Source organism: Cypionkella aquatica, assembly GCF_030161095.1.
GTDB lineage: Bacteria > Pseudomonadota > Alphaproteobacteria > Rhodobacterales > Rhodobacteraceae > Cypionkella > Cypionkella aquatica.
The window spans coordinates 200,636-218,715 of the sequence record NZ_BSPP01000004.1; the positions used below are offsets into that span (position 1 = coordinate 200,636).

The 18,080-nt window shown below is 60.3% G+C and carries 19 protein-coding genes; 11 read left to right on the forward strand and 8 right to left on the reverse strand.

Annotation, left to right across the window (positions count from 1 at the left end; all coding sequences use genetic code 11):
* Positions 1 to 36 precede the first annotated feature (36 nt).
* Both QQJ98_RS04565 and QQJ98_RS04570 read right to left on the reverse strand, forming a co-directional pair.
* Positions 37 to 660, reverse strand: coding sequence for a hypothetical protein (locus QQJ98_RS04565; protein ID WP_284324141.1), 624 nt, complete (start codon positions 658 to 660; stop codon positions 37 to 39).
* A 70-nt stretch (positions 661 to 730) separates the two neighbouring features.
* Positions 731 to 1,414 (reverse strand): GNAT family N-acetyltransferase, encoded by a 684-nt coding sequence (locus tag QQJ98_RS04570; protein ID WP_284324142.1) that lies wholly within the window; start codon positions 1,412 to 1,414, stop codon positions 731 to 733.
* 156 nt (positions 1,415 to 1,570) lie between these two features.
* On the opposite strand from QQJ98_RS04570, the gene QQJ98_RS04575 reads away from it, so the two are divergent.
* Together QQJ98_RS04575 and QQJ98_RS04580 are read left to right on the forward strand one after the other, a co-directional pair.
* On the forward strand, positions 1,571 to 2,218 hold the full coding sequence (locus tag QQJ98_RS04575) for a DUF1007 family protein (RefSeq protein WP_284324143.1): 648 nt from the start codon (positions 1,571 to 1,573) through the stop codon (positions 2,216 to 2,218).
* The gene (locus QQJ98_RS04580; protein ID WP_284324144.1) at positions 2,200 to 3,129 is read left to right on the forward strand and encodes a nickel/cobalt transporter; all 930 of its coding nucleotides are present in this window, start codon (positions 2,200 to 2,202) and stop codon (positions 3,127 to 3,129) included. Before QQJ98_RS04575 ends, QQJ98_RS04580 begins: the two co-directional genes overlap by 19 nt.
* A 20-nt stretch (positions 3,130 to 3,149) precedes the next feature.
* Here QQJ98_RS04580 and QQJ98_RS04585 read toward each other — a convergent pair whose 3' ends face one another.
* Positions 3,150 to 3,908 carry a DeoR/GlpR family DNA-binding transcription regulator gene (locus QQJ98_RS04585; RefSeq protein ID WP_284324145.1) on the reverse strand — a complete coding sequence of 253 codons (759 nt, stop codon included), beginning with the start codon at positions 3,906 to 3,908 and terminating at the stop codon, positions 3,150 to 3,152.
* A 282-nt stretch (positions 3,909 to 4,190) separates the two neighbouring features.
* Here QQJ98_RS04585 and glpD point away from each other — a divergent pair, with 282 nt between their 5' ends.
* The 9 genes from glpD to glpK all read left to right on the forward strand — a co-directional run bounded on the left by glpD (position 4,191) and on the right by glpK (position 14,016).
* Positions 4,191 to 5,786, forward strand: a complete 1,596-nt coding sequence (glpD, locus tag QQJ98_RS04590; RefSeq protein WP_284324146.1) for a glycerol-3-phosphate dehydrogenase — start codon at positions 4,191 to 4,193, stop codon at positions 5,784 to 5,786.
* A gap of 9 nt (positions 5,787 to 5,795) precedes the next feature.
* A complete protein-coding gene (locus QQJ98_RS04595; RefSeq protein ID WP_284324147.1) occupies positions 5,796 to 6,863 on the forward strand; it encodes an ABC transporter ATP-binding protein in 1,068 nt (355 codons plus the stop codon).
* Positions 6,863 to 7,939: an ABC transporter ATP-binding protein gene (locus tag QQJ98_RS04600; RefSeq protein WP_284324148.1), complete on the forward strand. Its 1,077-nt coding sequence runs from the start codon at positions 6,863 to 6,865 to the stop codon at positions 7,937 to 7,939. The genes QQJ98_RS04595 and QQJ98_RS04600 overlap by 1 nt, the downstream gene beginning before the upstream one ends.
* Complete coding sequence (locus QQJ98_RS04605) at positions 7,939 to 8,811, forward strand: carbohydrate ABC transporter permease (protein ID WP_284324149.1); 873 nt, start codon at positions 7,939 to 7,941, stop codon at positions 8,809 to 8,811. The genes QQJ98_RS04600 and QQJ98_RS04605 overlap by 1 nt, the downstream gene beginning before the upstream one ends.
* Complete coding sequence (locus QQJ98_RS04610) at positions 8,811 to 9,614, forward strand: carbohydrate ABC transporter permease (RefSeq protein WP_284324150.1); 804 nt, start codon at positions 8,811 to 8,813, stop codon at positions 9,612 to 9,614. The genes QQJ98_RS04605 and QQJ98_RS04610 overlap by 1 nt, the downstream gene beginning before the upstream one ends.
* A gap of 1 nt (position 9,615) precedes the next feature.
* Positions 9,616 to 9,906, forward strand: coding sequence for a hypothetical protein (locus QQJ98_RS04615; protein WP_284324151.1), 291 nt, complete (start codon positions 9,616 to 9,618; stop codon positions 9,904 to 9,906).
* Complete coding sequence (locus QQJ98_RS04620) at positions 9,903 to 10,304, forward strand: DUF2160 domain-containing protein (RefSeq protein WP_284324152.1); 402 nt, start codon at positions 9,903 to 9,905, stop codon at positions 10,302 to 10,304. The genes QQJ98_RS04615 and QQJ98_RS04620 overlap by 4 nt, the downstream gene beginning before the upstream one ends.
* Positions 10,305 to 10,373: 69 nt before the next feature.
* Entirely contained in the window at positions 10,374 to 12,095 is a 1,722-nt protein-coding gene (locus QQJ98_RS04625) for an ABC transporter substrate-binding protein (protein ID WP_284324153.1), read from the forward strand.
* 436 nt (positions 12,096 to 12,531) lie between these two features.
* Positions 12,532 to 14,016 (forward strand): glycerol kinase GlpK, encoded by a 1,485-nt coding sequence (gene glpK, locus QQJ98_RS04630; RefSeq protein ID WP_284324154.1) that lies wholly within the window; start codon positions 12,532 to 12,534, stop codon positions 14,014 to 14,016.
* Positions 14,017 to 14,149: 133 nt separating this feature from the next.
* On the opposite strand, the gene QQJ98_RS04635 is transcribed toward glpK, so the two are convergent.
* The 5 genes from QQJ98_RS04635 to QQJ98_RS04655 form a co-directional block, all read right to left on the reverse strand.
* The gene (locus QQJ98_RS04635) at positions 14,150 to 15,397 is read right to left on the reverse strand and encodes an ABC transporter substrate-binding protein (protein ID WP_284324155.1); all 1,248 of its coding nucleotides are present in this window, start codon (positions 15,395 to 15,397) and stop codon (positions 14,150 to 14,152) included.
* Positions 15,398 to 15,482: 85 nt separating this feature from the next.
* Positions 15,483 to 16,535 (reverse strand): aldo/keto reductase, encoded by a 1,053-nt coding sequence (locus QQJ98_RS04640; RefSeq protein WP_284324156.1) that lies wholly within the window; start codon positions 16,533 to 16,535, stop codon positions 15,483 to 15,485.
* Positions 16,532 to 16,873: a TIGR04076 family protein gene (locus QQJ98_RS04645; RefSeq protein ID WP_284324157.1), complete on the reverse strand. Its 342-nt coding sequence runs from the start codon at positions 16,871 to 16,873 to the stop codon at positions 16,532 to 16,534. Before QQJ98_RS04645 ends, QQJ98_RS04640 begins: the two co-directional genes overlap by 4 nt.
* Entirely contained in the window at positions 16,873 to 17,349 is a 477-nt protein-coding gene (locus tag QQJ98_RS04650; protein WP_284324158.1) for a DUF3830 family protein, read from the reverse strand. Before QQJ98_RS04650 ends, QQJ98_RS04645 begins: the two co-directional genes overlap by 1 nt.
* Positions 17,346 to 18,041 (reverse strand): GntR family transcriptional regulator, encoded by a 696-nt coding sequence (locus QQJ98_RS04655; RefSeq protein ID WP_284324159.1) that lies wholly within the window; start codon positions 18,039 to 18,041, stop codon positions 17,346 to 17,348. The genes QQJ98_RS04650 and QQJ98_RS04655 overlap by 4 nt, the downstream gene beginning before the upstream one ends.
* Positions 18,042 to 18,080: the final 39 nt, after the last annotated feature.

The following is an 18,080-nucleotide window of genomic DNA, read 5'->3' on the forward strand; positions in this document are numbered from 1 at the left end:
CCAACGCCAAAGCGCCACGGTCGAATTCCGCAGCAGTCAGATACCCGTCATCGTCAAAGTCGAACATTTTGGCGATGCCATTGCTGCCCCGGCCATAGCGGCGGTTTTGTGACCGCGCATCCACCGCCGCGCGCAGCTCTTCTGGCGACAACACGTTGTCTTCATTTGCATCCGACGTGAAAACGCATCGGACACCCCCTCTGACGGCATGAATTCCAGCGTGTCTTTCAGCTCTTGCTTGGTGATCTGGCCATCATTGTTCAGATCAGCCCCCAGCATTTGCCCCCAAAGTTGCGCGCGTTGTCTGGCATCTTGCACTTGGTCGAAGGCAACGTAATGAAAGGGTTTATCCAGCACATTCATGCCCATCTCGCCCATGCGACCAAACACCTGTTGGCGCAGGTTTTCCACGCCGCGACCTGGGCGGCTGATTTGCATGACCATCTGCAAAATCTGCCGCGATTCGGCACTTCCGCTCGCCTTGGACATCATCACCTCAAGATCGGCCGAGGGTTTGAAACCGGGGGGCGGATCAATGCCCATCGCCAGCATCTCTACCTCAAACTGCCGGGGTGATTGCGACAGCACCACTTCGGCACTGGCTGGATGACTGGTCAGCAAGGCCAGACTGGCGCAGAAAGCTTTGACGCCGCGCGACATGCGGAAACTCCTGTGAACACACTATCGCCCTGCAGTCGCATCGGATTCTGGCACAACTAAGGCCAGCGCCCTAAGCCCCAAGATCGGCGCGAATATCTTCCAGCCGCCGGATCTGCTGGCCATCCGCATCGAAATTTTCAGGCGCCAGCCAAGCCTGATAAGCGGGCTTCAACACCGCCCAGTCCTTGTCGATCATCGCAAACCAAGCGGTGTCACGATTCAGGCCCTTGGCGATCATGTGCTGGCGAAACACGCCCTCGGCCTGAAACCCGAAGCGTAGCGCGGCTTTCTTCGACGGCAGGTTGTCGTCGTTGCACTTCCATTCAAAACGCCGGTAGCCCAAGCGATCAAAAGCGTAATCTGCGAACAGAAACAATGCCTCGGTTGCCGCGGGTTTGCGCGCGATCAGCGGTCCCCAATAGATGTTGCCGATTTCGACCACACCATTGCCCGCATCAATCCGCATCAGTGTCTGACGACCCGCGACCTTGCCCGTCGCCTTGTCGATGACGGCAAAAAAGATCGGATCTTCGCTGAGCGTCACCCGATCCACCCAAGCCGTCAGAGTGGCGCGATCCTGTGGCGGGGCCTCGAACAGCCATGTGAATTTTGCATCGGCATCAGTGGGGGTCGAGGCATCGAACAGCTGATCCGCATGCGCTGGCACCAGCTTTTCCAGCCGCACATAGCGGCCCTCCAGCGTCACGGCCTCGGGGCGGCGACGCGGTGTCCAGTGCTGCATATCTTCGGCCATTGTCCGCTCCTGCTGTATTTTCCGCTACGCTATCCCGACAGGCCGCGCCTCGAACAGGGCCAGATCGTGCAAACTGACCAGACCAGAGCAGATCACCAGCTTGGCATTGGCCTTTCGCGCGCAACTGCCTAATCTGCGCCGCAAAAGAGGGTGGTGATGAAGACAATCTTTCTGGCGATGGCGCTCAGCTTGGCGGCGAAAGCTGCCGCAGCGCATCCGCATGTCTTTATCGACACCGGGCTTGAGCTGATTTTCGACGATCAACGCCGCGCCACGGGTCTGCGGGTGACGTGGAGCTATGATGATCTGACCTCGCTGCAGATCATCACCGATCAGGGTCTTGATGCGGATTTTGACGGCGTGCTGACGGCAGAGGAAAATGCCCAGCTGAACGGTTTTGATATGCATTGGGATGCGGGCTATCCGGGCGACACCTATGCGTCGATGGGCGGCATGCCATTGCCGCTGTCGGGGCCTGCCGATTGGTCCACCGATTACAAAGACGCCAAAATCACCTCGACCCACTATCGCAGCTTTGCCAGCCCGATTGTCATTTCGGCGCAACCCCTGTTGGTGCAGATCTACGACCAGACCCTTTATGTCGGCTATTACCTCAAGTTGGGCACTGTGCTGACCAATGCCCCCGGCTGCACGGCACGGGTGGTGCTGCCAGACCTTGATGCGGCCCGCGCCAAGCTGGATGCGGCGATCGCGGCGCTGCCTTTGGATGCCGAAAACGCCTATCCTGAACTTGGTGCCGATTTTGCCGAAGCGATGGAGGTCATATGCGCCGCGCCGTCTTAACTCTGGGGGTGATACTTGCCCTGCTGCTCTGCGCGCTTTGGCTGTCGGGCGGTTTTCGGCTGCTGGAACACTGGGTGATCGACGCGCAGCGCGGCGTGCAGAACCAACTGGCCGCCGGGGTGCGGGCGATCAAACAGGGCCAGCCCGGCGCGCTGCTGGGATTGCTGTCGGTGTGCTTCACTTACGGCGTTTTGCATGCGGCTGGGCCGGGGCATGGCAAGGTGCTGATCGGCGGTTATGGCGTGGGCAGACGGGTGCCGCTGGCCGCGCTGGCCAGCATCTCTTTGGCGGCAAGCCTTGCGCAATCGGCGGTCGCTGTGGCCTTGGTGTATGCCGGAGTGGCTTTGCTGGATTGGCGCAGGGATGACGCGCAGGAGGTGGCCCAGCAGGTGATGGCACCGCTTGGCACGCTTGCGATTGCGGCGGTTGGTCTGTGGCTGGCGTCGCGCGGTCTGCGCAGCATCTGGCGGCAATCGCGGCCCGCCCCACATCAAAACGCCGCGCATCAAAACGCCCCGCATCATCACCACGACCATCATCACGATGAAACCTGCGGTTGCGGCCACAGCCACGGCCCCAGTCTGGCCGAGGTTGCAAGTGCTACCACTTGGCGCGACCGCGCCGCTTTGATCGCCGGGGTTGCGATGCGTCCCTGCTCTGGCGCGTTGTTTTTGCTGATTTTGACATGGCAGCTTGGCATTGCCTTGGCGGGCATCGCTGGTGCGTTTGCGATGGGTCTGGGCACTGCACTTGTCACGGTCGGGGTGGCCATCATGGCCGTTTGGGCACGCGAGGGCGCTTTGGCGAACTTGCCGTTTGACCGCGCCGCTTCGGTACTGCCTTGGGTCGAGGTGATTGCGGGCTGCACCATTGCATTGGTGGCGCTGACCCTGCTTGTGCAACCGCTATAGCCTTAGCTGGCGCTGCAGCCTTAACTGCAATGCACCACAGTGCCCCAATTGGCGCACCGCTGCATCAGATCGGCAGGGAAAGGGCGGTCGGTGAAGACGGTGCTGACCTCGCTCAGCGACGCCAGCCGCGCCGGGGCCGCCCGCGCCAGTTTGGAATGGTCGCAGACCAGATAGGTGCTGCGCGCCTGCCGGATGATGGCTTTCGACACCCGAACTTCGGCCAGATCATAGTCCAGCAGATCGCCGTCAGCGTCCAAAGCCGAGGCCCCGATGATGGCATAATCGACCTTGAACTGCTCAAAGAACTGGGTGGTCAGCTCTCCCACCAAGCCGCCATCTGATCGCCGGAAAGCCCCGCCTGCCACCATGATCTCGCAGCTGGGATTGGCGACCAAGATGTTGGCCACGTTCATGTTATTTGTGATCACGGTGATATTGCTGTGATGCAGCAATTCGCGCGCGACAGCTTCGGTGGTGGTGCCAAGATTGATGATGATCGAGCAATTGTCCGGGATCGCCGCCGCACAGGCTTTGGCAATCGCGGCCTTCGCGGCCTCGTGCATGTTGCGGCGTTCTTCATAGCCCAGATTGCTGACGCCAATGCGCGGCACCGCCCCGCCATGCACCCGATCAAGCAGCCCCGAATCGGCCAATTCGGTCAGATCGCGCCGAATGGTCTGCAAGGTCACATCAAAACGCTGCGCCAGATCCTCGACCACCACACGGCCATCGGCACGCGCGATTTCGACAATTTCACTCTGCCGAAAGCTAAGGGCCACGGGGTTTCCTTTCGCGCTTGTGACGCTGGGTCAGCGGCATCTTTCGGGCAAGTGGCGCTGCCAATCAAGGCCGAAAACACGCCGCAGCGCGGTGAAATCTTTCGCTGCAGCGCGGCGCGAATTTGCGCGAATTTCAGAATTTCCGCATGAAATCAACGGCGTTAGCGCCATCAGGACGGCTCAAATGTTCGTTTTATTTCAATTCGCGCAAAAGCGAAAATAATAGTTGACCGCCCTGCGCGATTGCTTCAGCCTAGTTCTCGCTAGGGAGGAGACCTAAGCTTGACCACGCAGCAACGGCCCGAAACGGTCGACCTTTTCATCATCGGTGGCGGCATCAATGGCTGCGGGATCGCACGCGATGCGGTGGGCCGTGGTCTGTCCGTAACGCTGTGCGAACAGGGTGATCTGGCGCAAGCAACCTCTTCCGCCAGCACCAAACTGTTTCATGGCGGGCTGCGGTATCTGGAGTATTTTGAGTTCCGTCTGGTCCGCGAAGCTTTGGCCGAACGCGAAACCCTGCTGGTGGCAATGCCCCATATCTCTTGGCCAATGCGCTTCGTTCTGCCCTATCACCCCGATATGCGGTTTGAAGGCGAAACCCCGACGGGCAAGCTGATGTCGCGCCTGATGCCGTGGATGCGCGGGCGGCGTCCGGCTTGGCTGATCCGGTTGGGCCTGTTCATGTATGACACCCTCGGTGGCCGCAAAATCCTGCCCGCCACCCGCACGCTGGATCTGAAAACCGATCCTGCAGGCGCACCCCTGCAAAAGCGCTTTGCGCATGCCTATGAATATTCCGATTGCTGGATCGAAGACGCCAAACTGGTGTCGCTGAACGCCCGTGACGCCGCTCAACGTGGGGCTTCGATCAACACCCGCACTCGTGTTGTCAGCGCATCCCGCGACGGTGATCTGTGGCACGTCACAACCGAAAACGCGCAGGGCCAAACCATCCACACCGCGCGTGCGCTGGTCAATGCTGGTGGTCCTTGGGTGGAAGAGGTGATCCGCAACGTCGCCCGCATCAACTCGACCGAGGGCGTGCGGCTGGTGCGCGGCAGCCATATCGTCACCCGCAAGCTTTATGACCACGACCGCTGCTATTTCTTCCAAGGCACCGATGGCCGCATCATCTTTGCTATCCCGTATGAGCAGGATTTCACCCTGATCGGCACCACCGACAAAGATCACCAATCCGCCCCCGGCAACGCGCAATGCACCGAGGAAGAACGCGACTACCTGCTGAATTTCGCCAGCCAGTATTTCGCCAAACCCATCACCGTGGATGATGTGGTCTGGAGCTATTCCGGCGTCCGCCCGCTGTATAACGATGGCGCATCATCCGCCACCGCCGCCACCCGCGATTATGTGCTGTCACTGGATCAGAACGGCGCGCCTTTGCTGAACGTGTTCGGCGGCAAGATCACCACCCACCGCCGCTTGGCCGAATCCGCGCTGGCCAAACTCGCGCCATTCTTCGCCCATGCCAAACCCGCTTGGACCGCGCGCGCGCCGCTGCCCGGCGGCGATTTCCCGCATAATGATGTGGCGAAACTGACCACCACCCTTGCTCAGAACTACCCTTTCCTGACCCCATATTGGGCCGCCCGCCTGATCCGCGCCTATGGGGCCGAGGCCGCGACCCTGCTTGGAACGGCCAAAACCGCAGCCGACCTTGGCCAAGACTTCGGCGCCACCCTGACCGAGGCCGAAGTGCGCTGGCTGATCACCCATGAATTCGCCCGTGAAGCCAATGACATCATCTGGCGGCGCACAAAACTCGGCCTGCGACTGAATGATGTGCAAATCGCACAACTTTCAGGCTTTATGTCGGCTATGCTAAACCAAAGGGCGATCAGCCCTGCGGCGGAATGAGGAACAGACATGTCGATTGAACTGCAATCCGTCTCGCGTGTGGTGAAGGGGCAAAGCTATATCCAGCCCACCAGCCTGACGTTGGAAAACGGCACGATGAACGTGCTGCTGGGGCCAACTTTATCGGGCAAGACCAGCCTGATGCGGCTGATGGCGGGGCTTGATCAACCGACCACGGGCAAGATTTTCTGGCAGGGCAAAGATGTCACCGGCATGCGCGTGCAAGACCGCAAGGTGGCGATGGTCTACCAGCAATTCATCAACTATCCCGGCATGAGCGTGTATGACAACATCGCCTCGCCGCTGCGTCTGATCGGCAAATCCACCGCCGAGATTGACCGCGCCGTGCGCGAAGTGGCCGATATGCTGAAACTCACCCCGATGCTGCAACGCAAACCGTTGGAGCTTTCGGGTGGCCAGCAACAGCGCTGCGCCCTTGCCCGCGCTTTGGTGAAAGAAGCCGGTCTTGTGCTGCTGGATGAACCGCTTGCCAACCTCGACTATAAACTGCGCGAGGAGTTGCGCGCCGAGATCCCGCGCATCTTCGAGAAATCTGGCGCGATTTTCGTCTATGCTACCACCGAACCCGAAGAAGCCTTGCTGCTGGGCGGTAACACCGCAACCCTTTGGCAAGGCCGCGTGACGCAATTTGGCCCGACGCCGCAGGTCTATCGCAACCCGGTCGATGCCACCACGGCGCGCGTGTTCAGCGATCCGCCGATGAACTTCCTGCCCTTCACCAAGCGCGGCGCGGCCCTTAGCCTGAACGCGCCAGCCTTCGCGCATCTTCCCGATGGCAGCTATACCGCAGGCTTCCGCCCGAACCATTTGCAACTGCACAAGCCCAGCGCGGATGCGATTGAGTTGCCCTGCACCACCATCGCGTCTGAGATCACCGGATCGGAAAGCTTCCTGCATCTGCAACACGGGCCAGACCGCTGGGTCGCCTTGGTGCATGGCGTGCAATCCTTGAAATCGGGCGACGCGGTCAGCCTCTGGCTCGACCCCGCCCATATCTATGTCTTTGATGGCGACGGGCGCTTGGCGCAATCCGCCTCTTACGCGGTGGCTGCATAATGGCGCAAATTACCCTCAAAAACCTTGCGCACAGCTACAGCGCTACCCCCACCAGCGATGCTGATTTCGCGCTGAAACAGATGGATCACGTCTGGCAGGATGGTGGCGCTTATGCGCTGCTCGGCTCGTCCGGCTGTGGCAAGACCACGCTTTTGAACATCATCTCGGGCCTGCTGCGCCCCAGCCAAGGCCGCGTGCTGTTTGGCGACCGCGACGTGACCGACGCCGCCACCGCCGAGCGTAACATCGCGCAAGTGTTCCAGTTTCCCGTGGTTTACGACACCATGACCGTGCGCGAAAACCTTGCCTTTCCCCTGCGCAACCGGGGCATGGACCCCGCTTATATCAAGGCCCGCGTCCAAGCCATCGCCCAAACCATCGGGATGGAGGCGACACTGGATCGCAAGGCGCGCGGTCTGACCGCCGATGCCAAGCAAAAGATCAGTCTGGGCCGTGGCATGGTGCGCGAAGACGTCAACGCCATCCTGTTTGACGAACCCCTGACCGTGATCGACCCGCATATGAAGTGGGAACTGCGCACGCAACTGAAACAACTGCACCGCGATTTCGGCCACACGATGATCTATGTGACGCATGACCAGACCGAGGCCCTGACCTTCGCCGACAAAGTTGTGGTGATGTATGATGGGCGCGTCGTGCAAATGGGCACGCCAGAAGAATTGTTCGAGGCCCCCGCGCATACTTTCGTCGGCTATTTCATCGGATCACCCGGCATGAACCTGCTGGATGCCAGCGTTACAGGTAATGTCGCACAAGTGCTGGGGGCTGAGGTGCCCTTGGGTGCCGCCTACGCCCCGATCAAGGGCCGCACGCAAATCGGCATCCGCCCCGAATACTGCGAATTGTCCGCCACCGAAGGCCTGCCGATCACAGTCCGCCGCATCGAGGACGTGGGCCGTCACCGCATCATTCGCGGCGAGGTCGGGGGCCAAGCTTTCAACGTCATCGCGCCTGAAGGCAGCCCGATTGCCGCCGATCAAACCCGCGTCCGCTTCGAGCCAAACCGGATCAACGTCTACGCCGACGACTGGCGCGTGCAAGGGGGGGCCGTCTGATGGACAAGACCCAGAACAACAAGGCGTGGTTCCTGATCCTGCCAGTGCTGATCCTTGTGGCGTTTTCCGCCGTGATCCCGCTGATGACGGTGGTGAACTATTCGGTGAATGACACGTTTGGCTCGAACGATTTCTTCTGGAACGGTCTTGGCTGGTTTGAAGAAATGATCGCCTCGGACCGGATGCACGCAGCTTTGGGGCGGCAGGTGCTGTTCTCGGGCATCATCCTTGCCATCGAGGTGCCTTTGGGGATTTTCGTCGCCCTGAACATGCCGAAAAAAGGCTTCTGGGCCAGCTTCTGCCTTGTGCTGATGGCGCTGCCGCTGCTGATCCCGTTCAACGTGGTGGGCACGATCTGGCAAATCTTCTGCCGCATCGACATCGGCCTGCTTGGCCACAGCCTTGCCGCGCTTGGCATCGACTACAATTATACCAACGACGCTTTGGATGCGTGGATCACCATCATCGTGATGGATGTCTGGCACTGGACCTCGCTGGTCGCATTGCTCTGCTACGCTGGCCTGCAGTCGATCCCGCAAGCCTACTACCAAGCCGCCAAGATCGACCAAGCCAGCCGCTGGAGCGTGTTCCGCTATATCGAGCTGCCGAAAATGTCCGGCGTGCTGCTGATCGCTGTGCTGTTGCGGTTCATGGACAGCTTTATGATCTACACCGAGCCGTTCGTGCTGACCGGCGGCGGCCCCGGCAACTCCACCACCTTCCTGTCGATCGACCTTGTGAAAATGGCCGTCGGCCAGTTCGACCTCGGCCCCGCCGCTGCCTTCTCGATCATGTATTTCCTTGTGATCCTGTTGGTGAGCTGGGTGTTCTACACCGTGATGACAACGCTTGACGCGCAGGAGACGAAATAATGAAAAACCGCGCCTCGCTGATCACCATGACGCTGTATCTCTTGTTCCTGCTGATCCCGATCTATTGGCTGGTCAACATGAGCCTGAAGACCAACACCGAGATCACCTCGACCTTCTCGATCTACCCGCAGACCCTGACCTTCGCCAATTACATCACCATCCTGACCGATCCGTCGTGGTATATGGGGTATGTCAATTCGATGATCTATGTGGTGCTGAACACTGTGATCTCGATCACCGTGGCACTGCCCGCCGCCTATGCCTTCAGCCGCTACAGCTTCATGGGTGACAAACACCTGTTCTTCTGGTTGCTGACCAACCGGATGTCGCCGCCCGCCGTGTTCGCGCTGCCGTTCTTTCAGCTTTATAGCTCTATCGGCCTGTTCGACACCCATATCGCCGTGGCGCTGGCACATTGTTTGTTCAACGTGCCGCTGGCGGTGTGGATCCTCGAAGGCTTCATGCGCGGCGTGCCGAAAGAGATCGACGAAACCGCCTATATCGACGGCTATTCCTTCCCGCGCTTTTTCATCCGCATCTTCATGCCGCTGGTGGCATCGGGCATCGGTGTGGCCGCGTTCTTCTGCTTTATGTTCTCTTGGGTGGAACTGCTTTTGTCCCGCACCCTGACGGCTGTGGATGCCAAATCCATCGCCGCCACCATGACCCGCACCGTGTCTGCATCCGGCATGGATTGGGGCGTGCTTGCTGCCGCAGGGGTGCTGACCATCATCCCCGGAGCCCTCGTGATCTACTTCGTGCGCAACTACATCGCCAAGGGCTTTGCCCTCGGGAGGGTTTGATATGACCGCATCACTCAAGTATCGGATTGATGGCTATGATGGATCAGAACTTTTATTTTCCAAGATGATTCCGTCTGGCCATATCACCGAAGCGCAACTTGAAGCGCTTTTGCAAAGACTAGCCAGTCTGCATCTAAACTACGACGAGATTGTCGAATCGTCACTAAAACTGGGTACTGCGGGTAGGAAATCTCTTCTTGATGTTCAACGCAGTGGCGTTGGTCAAAAATTCACCATGTCCGTTGGTGAGGGGCATCACTTTGTGGCGACCATAGAGGAAAATCACAAATGACCGCCTCACGCTGGAACACCATCTTCGCCGCCACCGCCGCCGTCATGGCAGCCTTCCTTGGCTTCCTGATCTGGGCAACCCCGCGCAATGACGAAGGCTTTCAATGGTTTGACCCGATGATCCCCGGCGGCTGGATGGCATGGACCTTCCCGGTTGCGCTGTTCTTCTACATCATCGCGGCATTGCTGATCACCTTCACATTGCTGGCGATCCGCTATCCCGAAACACCCCGTCGCGGCATCCTCACCATTGAGACGACGCGCGGCGACCGGTTGTTCATCACCCTACTCGGCTCGGCCTTCATCAATCTGGCCTGGCTGTTCTTCTTCGGCGCCCCGCTGACGGTCGCGCTGATCCTCTGCCTCGTCTACGCCTTTGCGGTCTTCCGCTGGGTCTGACGGCAGCCGAACCACCCCGGCGGCCAACCGCCGGGCCATAACGACGCTCAACATTCTGGGAGGAATCGAATGAGACTGCGCACAACATCCACCGCCATGGCGCTTGCGCTGATGGCCTACGGCATGCCGGCGCTTGCCGACATGGAAGCCGGAAAGGCGTTCCTTGATAAGGAAATCGGCGATCTGTCGGTGCTTTCGCGCGCCGATCAGGAAGCCGAACTGCAATGGTTTGAAACCGCTGCCAAGCCCTATGCTGGTATGGAGATCAAGGTTGCCTCGGAAACCCTGACCACCCACGAATACGAATCCAAAGTGCTGGCCCCGGCGTTTGAAGCGCTGACTGGCATCAAAGTCACCCACGACCTGATCGGCGAGGGCGACGTGGTTGAAAAGCTGCAAACCCAAATGCAGTCGGGCGAAAATATCTACGACGCCTATATCAACGACTCGGACCTGATCGGCACCCACTGGCGCTATAAACAAGCCCGCAGCCTGACCGAATTCATGTCCGGCGAAGGCAAAGACGTGACCAACCCCGGTCTCGATCTGGCTGACTTTATCGGCACCAAGTTCACCACCGCGCCGGATGGTCAGCTGTATCAGTTGCCCGACCAGCAGTTCGCCAACCTTTACTGGTTCCGCTACGACTGGTTCAACGATCAGAAAACCAAGGACGATTTCAAAGCCAAATATGGCTATGATCTGGGCGTTCCGATCAACTGGTCGGCCTATGAGGACATCGCCGAATTCTTCACTGGCCGCGACATGACCTATGCGGGCGGGCCGGACAAAGTCTATGGCAACATGGATTACGGCAAGAAAGACCCGTCGCTTGGCTGGCGCTACACCGACGCGTGGATGTCGATGGCCGGGATGGGCGACAAGGGCGAGCCGAACGGTCTGCCGGTTGACGAATGGGGCGTGCGCGTTGACGAAAACTCGCGTCCTGTCGGTTCTTGCGTGGCCCGTGGTGGTGCGACCAACGACGCAGCGGCTGTCTATGCTGTGACCAAAGCGATTGACTGGTTGCAGAAATACTCGCCACCCGAAGCCGCAGGCATGGTGTTTGGCGAAGCTGGCCCGGTTCCGGCGCAAGGCCAGATCGCCCAGCAGATGTTCTGGTACACCGCTTTCACCGCCGATATGGTGAAACCCGGTCTGCCGGTGATGAACGATGACGGCACGCCGAAATGGCGCATGGCCCCCAGCCCGCATGGCGCGTACTGGTCGGAAGGCACCAAGGTTGGCTATCAGGACGTGGGCTCGTGGACGTTGATGAAATCGACGCCGCTGGACCGCGCGCAGGCGGCTTGGCTTTATGCGCAGTTCGTCACCTCGAAAACCGTCGATATGAAAAAGTCGGATGTCGGCCTGACTTTTACCCGTCAATCGACCATCGACAGCCAGCACTTCACCGATCGCGCGCCCAAGTTGGGTGGCCTGATCGAATTCTACCGCTCGCCAGCCCGCGTTGCATGGTCGCCCACCGGCACCAACATCCCGGATTATCCGAAGATGGCGCAGCTGTGGTGGCAGAACATCGGCGACGCCATGTCGGGTGAGAAAACCCCGCAGGAAGCGCTGGATGCTTTGTGCGCCGAGCAGGAAAAAGTGCTGGGACGGCTTGAGAAAGCTGGCGTCCAAGGCGACATCGGCCCGAAGCTGAACGACGAGCAAGACGCGCAAGTCTGGCTGGATGCACCGGGCGCGCCTGTGGCCAAGCTGGAGAATGAGAAGCCGCAGGGTGAGACGATTGCCTATGACGAGCTGATCAAGTCTTGGCAGAAGTAAGCTGGGCAGAAGTGATCTGACTGGCTGACAAAAGGGGGCGGGGTGCAAGCCTCGCCCTTTTGCTATGGTGGGTGGGCAGTGGCCTTCGAACCGAAAGAAAACTCTGCGGCGCAGAGTTTTGGGGTTCGTTGCTCATAAGGCGGAACGCCGTTGAGCGAGGGGTGTTGTCCCGCAAACCGTCGCGCAATAATCTGGCCGCGCCTGACTTGGCTGGCGCGGAAACGCGCCTGCCACGGGCAGGCAGGCGCGGCCAGATTTGTCTGCGGCCAAATCTGGCAAGACAAAACGCCATTTCCCTCCAAACCAAACCTGCTCTACGCTCGCCTGCAATCCAGCCTAAACCTGCTCAGAACTTAGAAAATCCCTAAATCCACCACCCCAACCCGCTGATATACCAAAAAGTCCCGCGTTAGGACCACACCACCCCGGAGGCCACATGACCCACATCCTCGCCATCGACCAAGGCACCACCTCGTCCCGCGCGATTCTGTTTGATGCGGGCCTGAAAGTGATCTCCTCTGCCCAACAGGAATTCCCCCAGCACTACCCCCAGCCCGGCTGGGTTGAACATGACCCGGCAGACCTGTGGTCCACGGTCGCCGCCACGACCCGCGCTGCCATTGAGAAATCCGGCATCCCTGCCCGTGACATCGCCGCCATCGGCATCACCAACCAACGCGAGACCACCCTGCTGTGGGACCGCGCCACCGGCCATCCCCTGCACAACGCCATCGTCTGGCAAGATCGCCGCACCGCTGACACCTGCACCGCCCTGAAAGAGGCAGGGCACGAGCCGATGATCACCGCGAAAACCGGGCTGCTGCTCGACCCCTACTTCTCGGGCACCAAACTGAAATGGCTGCTGGATACCATCCCCAATGCCCGCGCCCGCGCAAGCGCCGGAGAACTCGCGTTTGGGACCGTCGATACCTACCTCATCTGGCAACTGACCGGTGGGCGCACCCATGCCACCGATGCCACCAACGCCGCCCGCACCCTTCTTTACAACATCGCCGAAGGACGCTGGGATGCCGATATCTGCGCCCTGCTGGACATCCCGATGCAATTGCTGCCCGAGGTCCGCGACAGCTCGGCTGATTTCGGCCTGACCCGTGCTGATCTGTTCGGCCACGAAATCCCGATCCTAGGCGTTGCAGGCGATCAACAGGCCGCCACGGTTGGCCAAGCATGCTTTGATCCCGGCATGATGAAATCCACCTATGGCACCGGATGCTTTGCCTTGCTGAACACCGGCGACAAGATGGTGCCGTCGAAGAACCGCTTGCTGACCACCATCGCCTATCAGTTGGACGGCAAGCCGACCTATGCGCTGGAGGGCTCGATCTTTATCGCGGGTGCGGTGGTGCAATGGCTGCGCGACGGTCTTAAGATCATCCGCGACGCCAAGGAAACCCAGCCCCTTGCCGAAGCCGCCGACCCTGCCCAAGACGTGATCCTTGTGCCGGCTTTCACCGGGCTTGGTGCGCCCTATTGGCGGCCTGATTGCCGGGGGGCGATCTATGGGCTGAACCGCAATTCGGGGCCTGCCGAGCTGGCGAAAGCCGCCTTGGAAAGCGTCGGCTATCAGACCCGCGATCTGCTAGAGGCGATGCGCGCCGATTGGGGCGTGGCCGCAGAGGGCGTGTTGCGGGTCGATGGCGGGATGACGGCATCCGACTGGGCCATGCAGTTTTTGTCTGACATTCTGGGCGCCCCGGTGGATCGTCCAGTGATCACCGAAACCACCGCCTTGGGCGCGGCTTATCTGGCCGGGCTGAAGGCCGGGATTTGCCCGAAGCCTGCGGATTTCCAGAAATCATGGGCGCTGCAACATCGCTTTGCGCCGCAGATGGATGCCACCACACGGGATCAGAAATACGCCCGCTGGAGCCGTGCTGTGGCGGCGACAATGGCGGTTTAATCTGTCCCAGCTGGGACAATTTTCTATAGGGTGTGGTTTTGTGAAATCACACCACATCATGTTGTTTTTTACGCATGAAAAAGCCCGGTCGCAAAGCAAAACTGCGACCGGGCCTGAAGGTGTCGTTTAGAGGTTACTTGACCTGCGCCTTGACGGTTTCGACATCGGTGGTCGACATTTCACCCACGGTTGTCACCACGCCGTCAACGATCTGCCACAGCCGGAACGGCCCTGCGATATCGCCGTATTGGTCAAAGTTGACCGGGCCGATGACGCCTTCGTAGCGGATCGCTTTGCCTTCGGCGATCAACTTCAGCGCCTTGGCAAACTCGTCCTTGCCCGCGTGGATCACCTCGCCCGCCGGATCGACGGCTTTGCGCAAAGCCTCGGGCAGTTTGGCGGCGTCGGGGCCGCCTGCGATGGCCACGGCAAGGCCCACCAAAGCGCCCGCGTCATAGCTGCGGTCGGCGGCGGGCGCTGCCGGATCAAGACCCGAAAACGCATTGTAATTGGCGTTGAAATACTCGGTCGAGGCGGTGGGATTGGTGCCCGAAGAGGTGCCAAACGCGTTGCCAAGATACTCTTTGCCGACCGCTGCGATGAAATCTTCGCTGTTCATGCCATCGTTCAGCAGGAATTTCTGCACCCCGCCCTGCGACACCCAAGTGCGTGCGATGGTCGCGCCATCAATCGGATCAGAGATCAGATACAGCGCATCCGGCTCGCCCGCCATCGCGGCGGTGACTTCGGACGCATAGCTGGATTGCTTGGCGTTATAGGGCGTGACGGACACCACGGTGCCGCCCAAAGCGGTGTAGGGGTCGCTGAATTCCTTGACCAGATTGACGCCGAAATCGTTGTTCTGATGAATGATCACGATTTTCTTCATGCCGTTGTCGATGGCGAATTTCGCCGCAGCCACACCTTGCAGTGCATCCGAGGTGATGGTGCGGAAGAACACACCGTTGGTTTTGCCTTCGCGGCCCAGCGCGGTCAGGGTCGGAGAAGAGGATGCGGGCGAGACTTGCAGAACCTTTGCCGGGCCCGTGACCGAGGTGAGGATCGGGATAGACATCGGGCTGATGATGCCGCCGATGATTGCGGGCACTTTGGCGACCTGCACCAGTTGCGTGGCGGCATCAACCGCGACATTGGCTTGGGTCTGGCTGTCGCGGGTATCGGTTTTCAGCATACAGCCCGCAACGCCGCCTGCGTCGTTCAGATCGCGGAACGCCATTTCCACAGATTTAGCACCGGCTTGACCGTAGGCACCTGCCTCGCCGGTCAGTTCAAGCACAAGGCCGATGGTGATGTCGCAGGCTTGGGCGGCGGCGGGCAGCAGCGCCAAGGCTGCGACGGTGGCGAGGAGTGTTTTTTTCATTTTGTGTCTCTCTGTTGCGAAGTTGGGATTGTTACCCTTGTTTTATTTCCGCCGGGCTGGGCCTGCCCGGCGGCTGTTTCGCGCCTTAACTTGCGGCGTTGAGGTTGTATTTGATGATATTGCCGTGGCGACCGTGGCGGTCACGTTCCAGCGTGTAGGTGTCGCCTTCGGGGATCTGGCCTTGGGCTTGCACGGCGGCAATCTCGGCCAGATCTTGCGGCGTCAGCGTCAGTTCTGAAATCGCCACGTTGCGCGCCAAATGGCTGCGGTTGCGCGCGCCAACGATCACGGCGGCGACGGCGGGGCGGTTCAGCATCGCCGCACTGGCGACTGTGGCGATATCTGACCCGTGCCTGTCGGCGATGCGGCGCAGGGTTTGCAGCAGGCTCTGGAACAGATCCCAGCCGCCGAAATCGTCAATGATCAGCTTGTATTTGGTCAGGGAACGGTTTTCCAGCGGGTGCTGCGGCTCTGCTTGCCCCAGCCAAGGATCGCCCAAGAAGCCGCCCGCAACGGTGCCATAACACAGGATCGACATATCGTTTGCGCTGGCGGCTTTCGCCAAAAGCCGTTCGGCGCGCAGATCAATCAGGCTGTATTGCACCTGCATCGACACCAAAGGCACGCCGGAGTTGATGATTTCCAAGCTGGTTGCGGTGTCAAAATTGGTGCCGCCGACATGCGCAACTTTGCCTTCAAGCCGAAGCTCGTTCAGCCAGCCGATCGCGTCAAGATAGCGCGGCACGGTGTAATCCCACCAGTGAAACTGCACCAGATCAAGACGCTCGGTCTGCAGGCGTTTCAGCGAGGTCTCCACGATGCCCCGGATATAGGAGCGATCCACAGTGGCGAGGCGGGACAGGTCGGGCACCAGTTTTGTGTGCACTTTCATACGCGCCAAAGCATCCGCGCCAAAGCGGTTGGCGTATTCTGTGCGGAATTGGCCGATCAGCTCTTCAACGCCGGTATAGATGTCGGCGCAATCAAACGTGGTGATACCGGCCTCGGCAAAGGCGATCATATCCTCGATCTGGGCGGCGGCATCGACGGGGCCGTGGCCGCCTGCCAATTGCCAGCCGCCCCGGATCACGCGGGAAATTTCGTGGCCGGGGCGCAGGGTGATGCGGGAAACGGTCATTCTTCCTCCGATGGCAGGGGCACGGCGGTGGTGTCGGCATGGCTGAAGCTGCGTTTGCCGATGCGGGAGATGCGGAACCGCGAGGGGCAATGCGGATCGGGGCAGGCGATTTCGGCGTCAGAGGTCATCCAATCATGCGGGTGGGTCTGGCGCTGTTTGGCGGGCAGCAGCGGCATGATGGCCGACAGCGAATAGATCGAGAAACTTTGGCCCGGCGGCAGGTGCAACTGTTCGCCGCGCAACTCGAACCAATCGCCGACGGTGCCGCAGTAGATCTTGGCACCCTCGGGGGCTACGATTTCGACCCGCAGATCGTAGAGTTCAAAGCTATCGTCCATCATGGCTCCAATGCGAAAGTGATCTCGCAAGCGCCGCTGCGACGGATGCGGTTGCAGGCGTCGGCGAGGGATGCGCGGTCTTCGGGGCGCACTTGGGCGATAACGGACCCCGCGTGCCAGCCGATCGGGAACAGCATCCGCGCGCCGGGGCCGTAGAACAGGCCGATGTCAAAGATCGGATCGGGATTGCCACCCCAGACCCGTGCCGGGATATAGGCCAGCACAATATCGCCCGGCTGCGGGTTCAGCGTGGCATTTTCGGGTGGCAGGGGTTGGGCGTAGGCGGCCCCTGCCAAATGAGGCGGCGGGATCGGGCAGGAAATCTCGGGGCCAGTCCACATTGCATGCAGGCCGGGGACGTGGCGAGGCGTGGCGAGGTAAGCGCGCAGAAAGGCGATGTTTTCCGGGGCTTTGGCATCCAGAAATTCGGCTTTCACCGAAAGATCGGCGCTGGGGCAGGTGATCAGCAGGCTCATGCGGCTTCCTCTTGTTGCAGTTTGTCGCGCAGATAGGCGAAGGGACGGCTGATGTCGGCGACCAAGGCGGCGCGGGCGGCAGCGCCATCGCCCCGGTGCAGTGCCGACAGAATATCGTTGTGAAACCGCGCGGCATCCTGCGCTCCGGCTTCGGAAAAGGCATAGATCGCGGCGCGGGTCAGCGGGCCGGATTGCAACCACAGGCTTTCGATCATCGGGATCAGAACGGTCGAGCCGCAGGCGCGGTAAATCTCAAAATGGAAAGCGTGGTTTAACGTGACTTCGCGGTCCACCGCCGCGGGATCGCCCCCTTGGCGCATTTCTTCCCATTCGGCCATGATCACCCCAATGGTCGCCAAAAGCTGCGGCGTCATCCGGCTTGCTGCAAGGCTCATCGCCTCACCCTCCAGCAGCACGCGGGTGCGCAGCAGGTCTTCGATGCGTTCAAGCGTGATGGGCGGGACGCGGATGGTGCGGTTTGGCATAGCTTCGAGCGCCTGTTCGGTGATCAGGCGGCCAAGCGCGTCGCGCACCGGCATGGTTGAGGTCGCCAAGGCATCGGCCAACTGGCGGATCGTCAGCACCTGCCCCGGCGCGAACAGCCCGCCGATCAACGCCCGGCGCAGTTCCTGATAGACCCGGTCTTGCACCGTATCGCGGCCAACCGGGGCCAATCCGACAGCTGTTTCCACCCTGATTCCCTCCGGTGACGAATCACTTGCTTTTCAGAA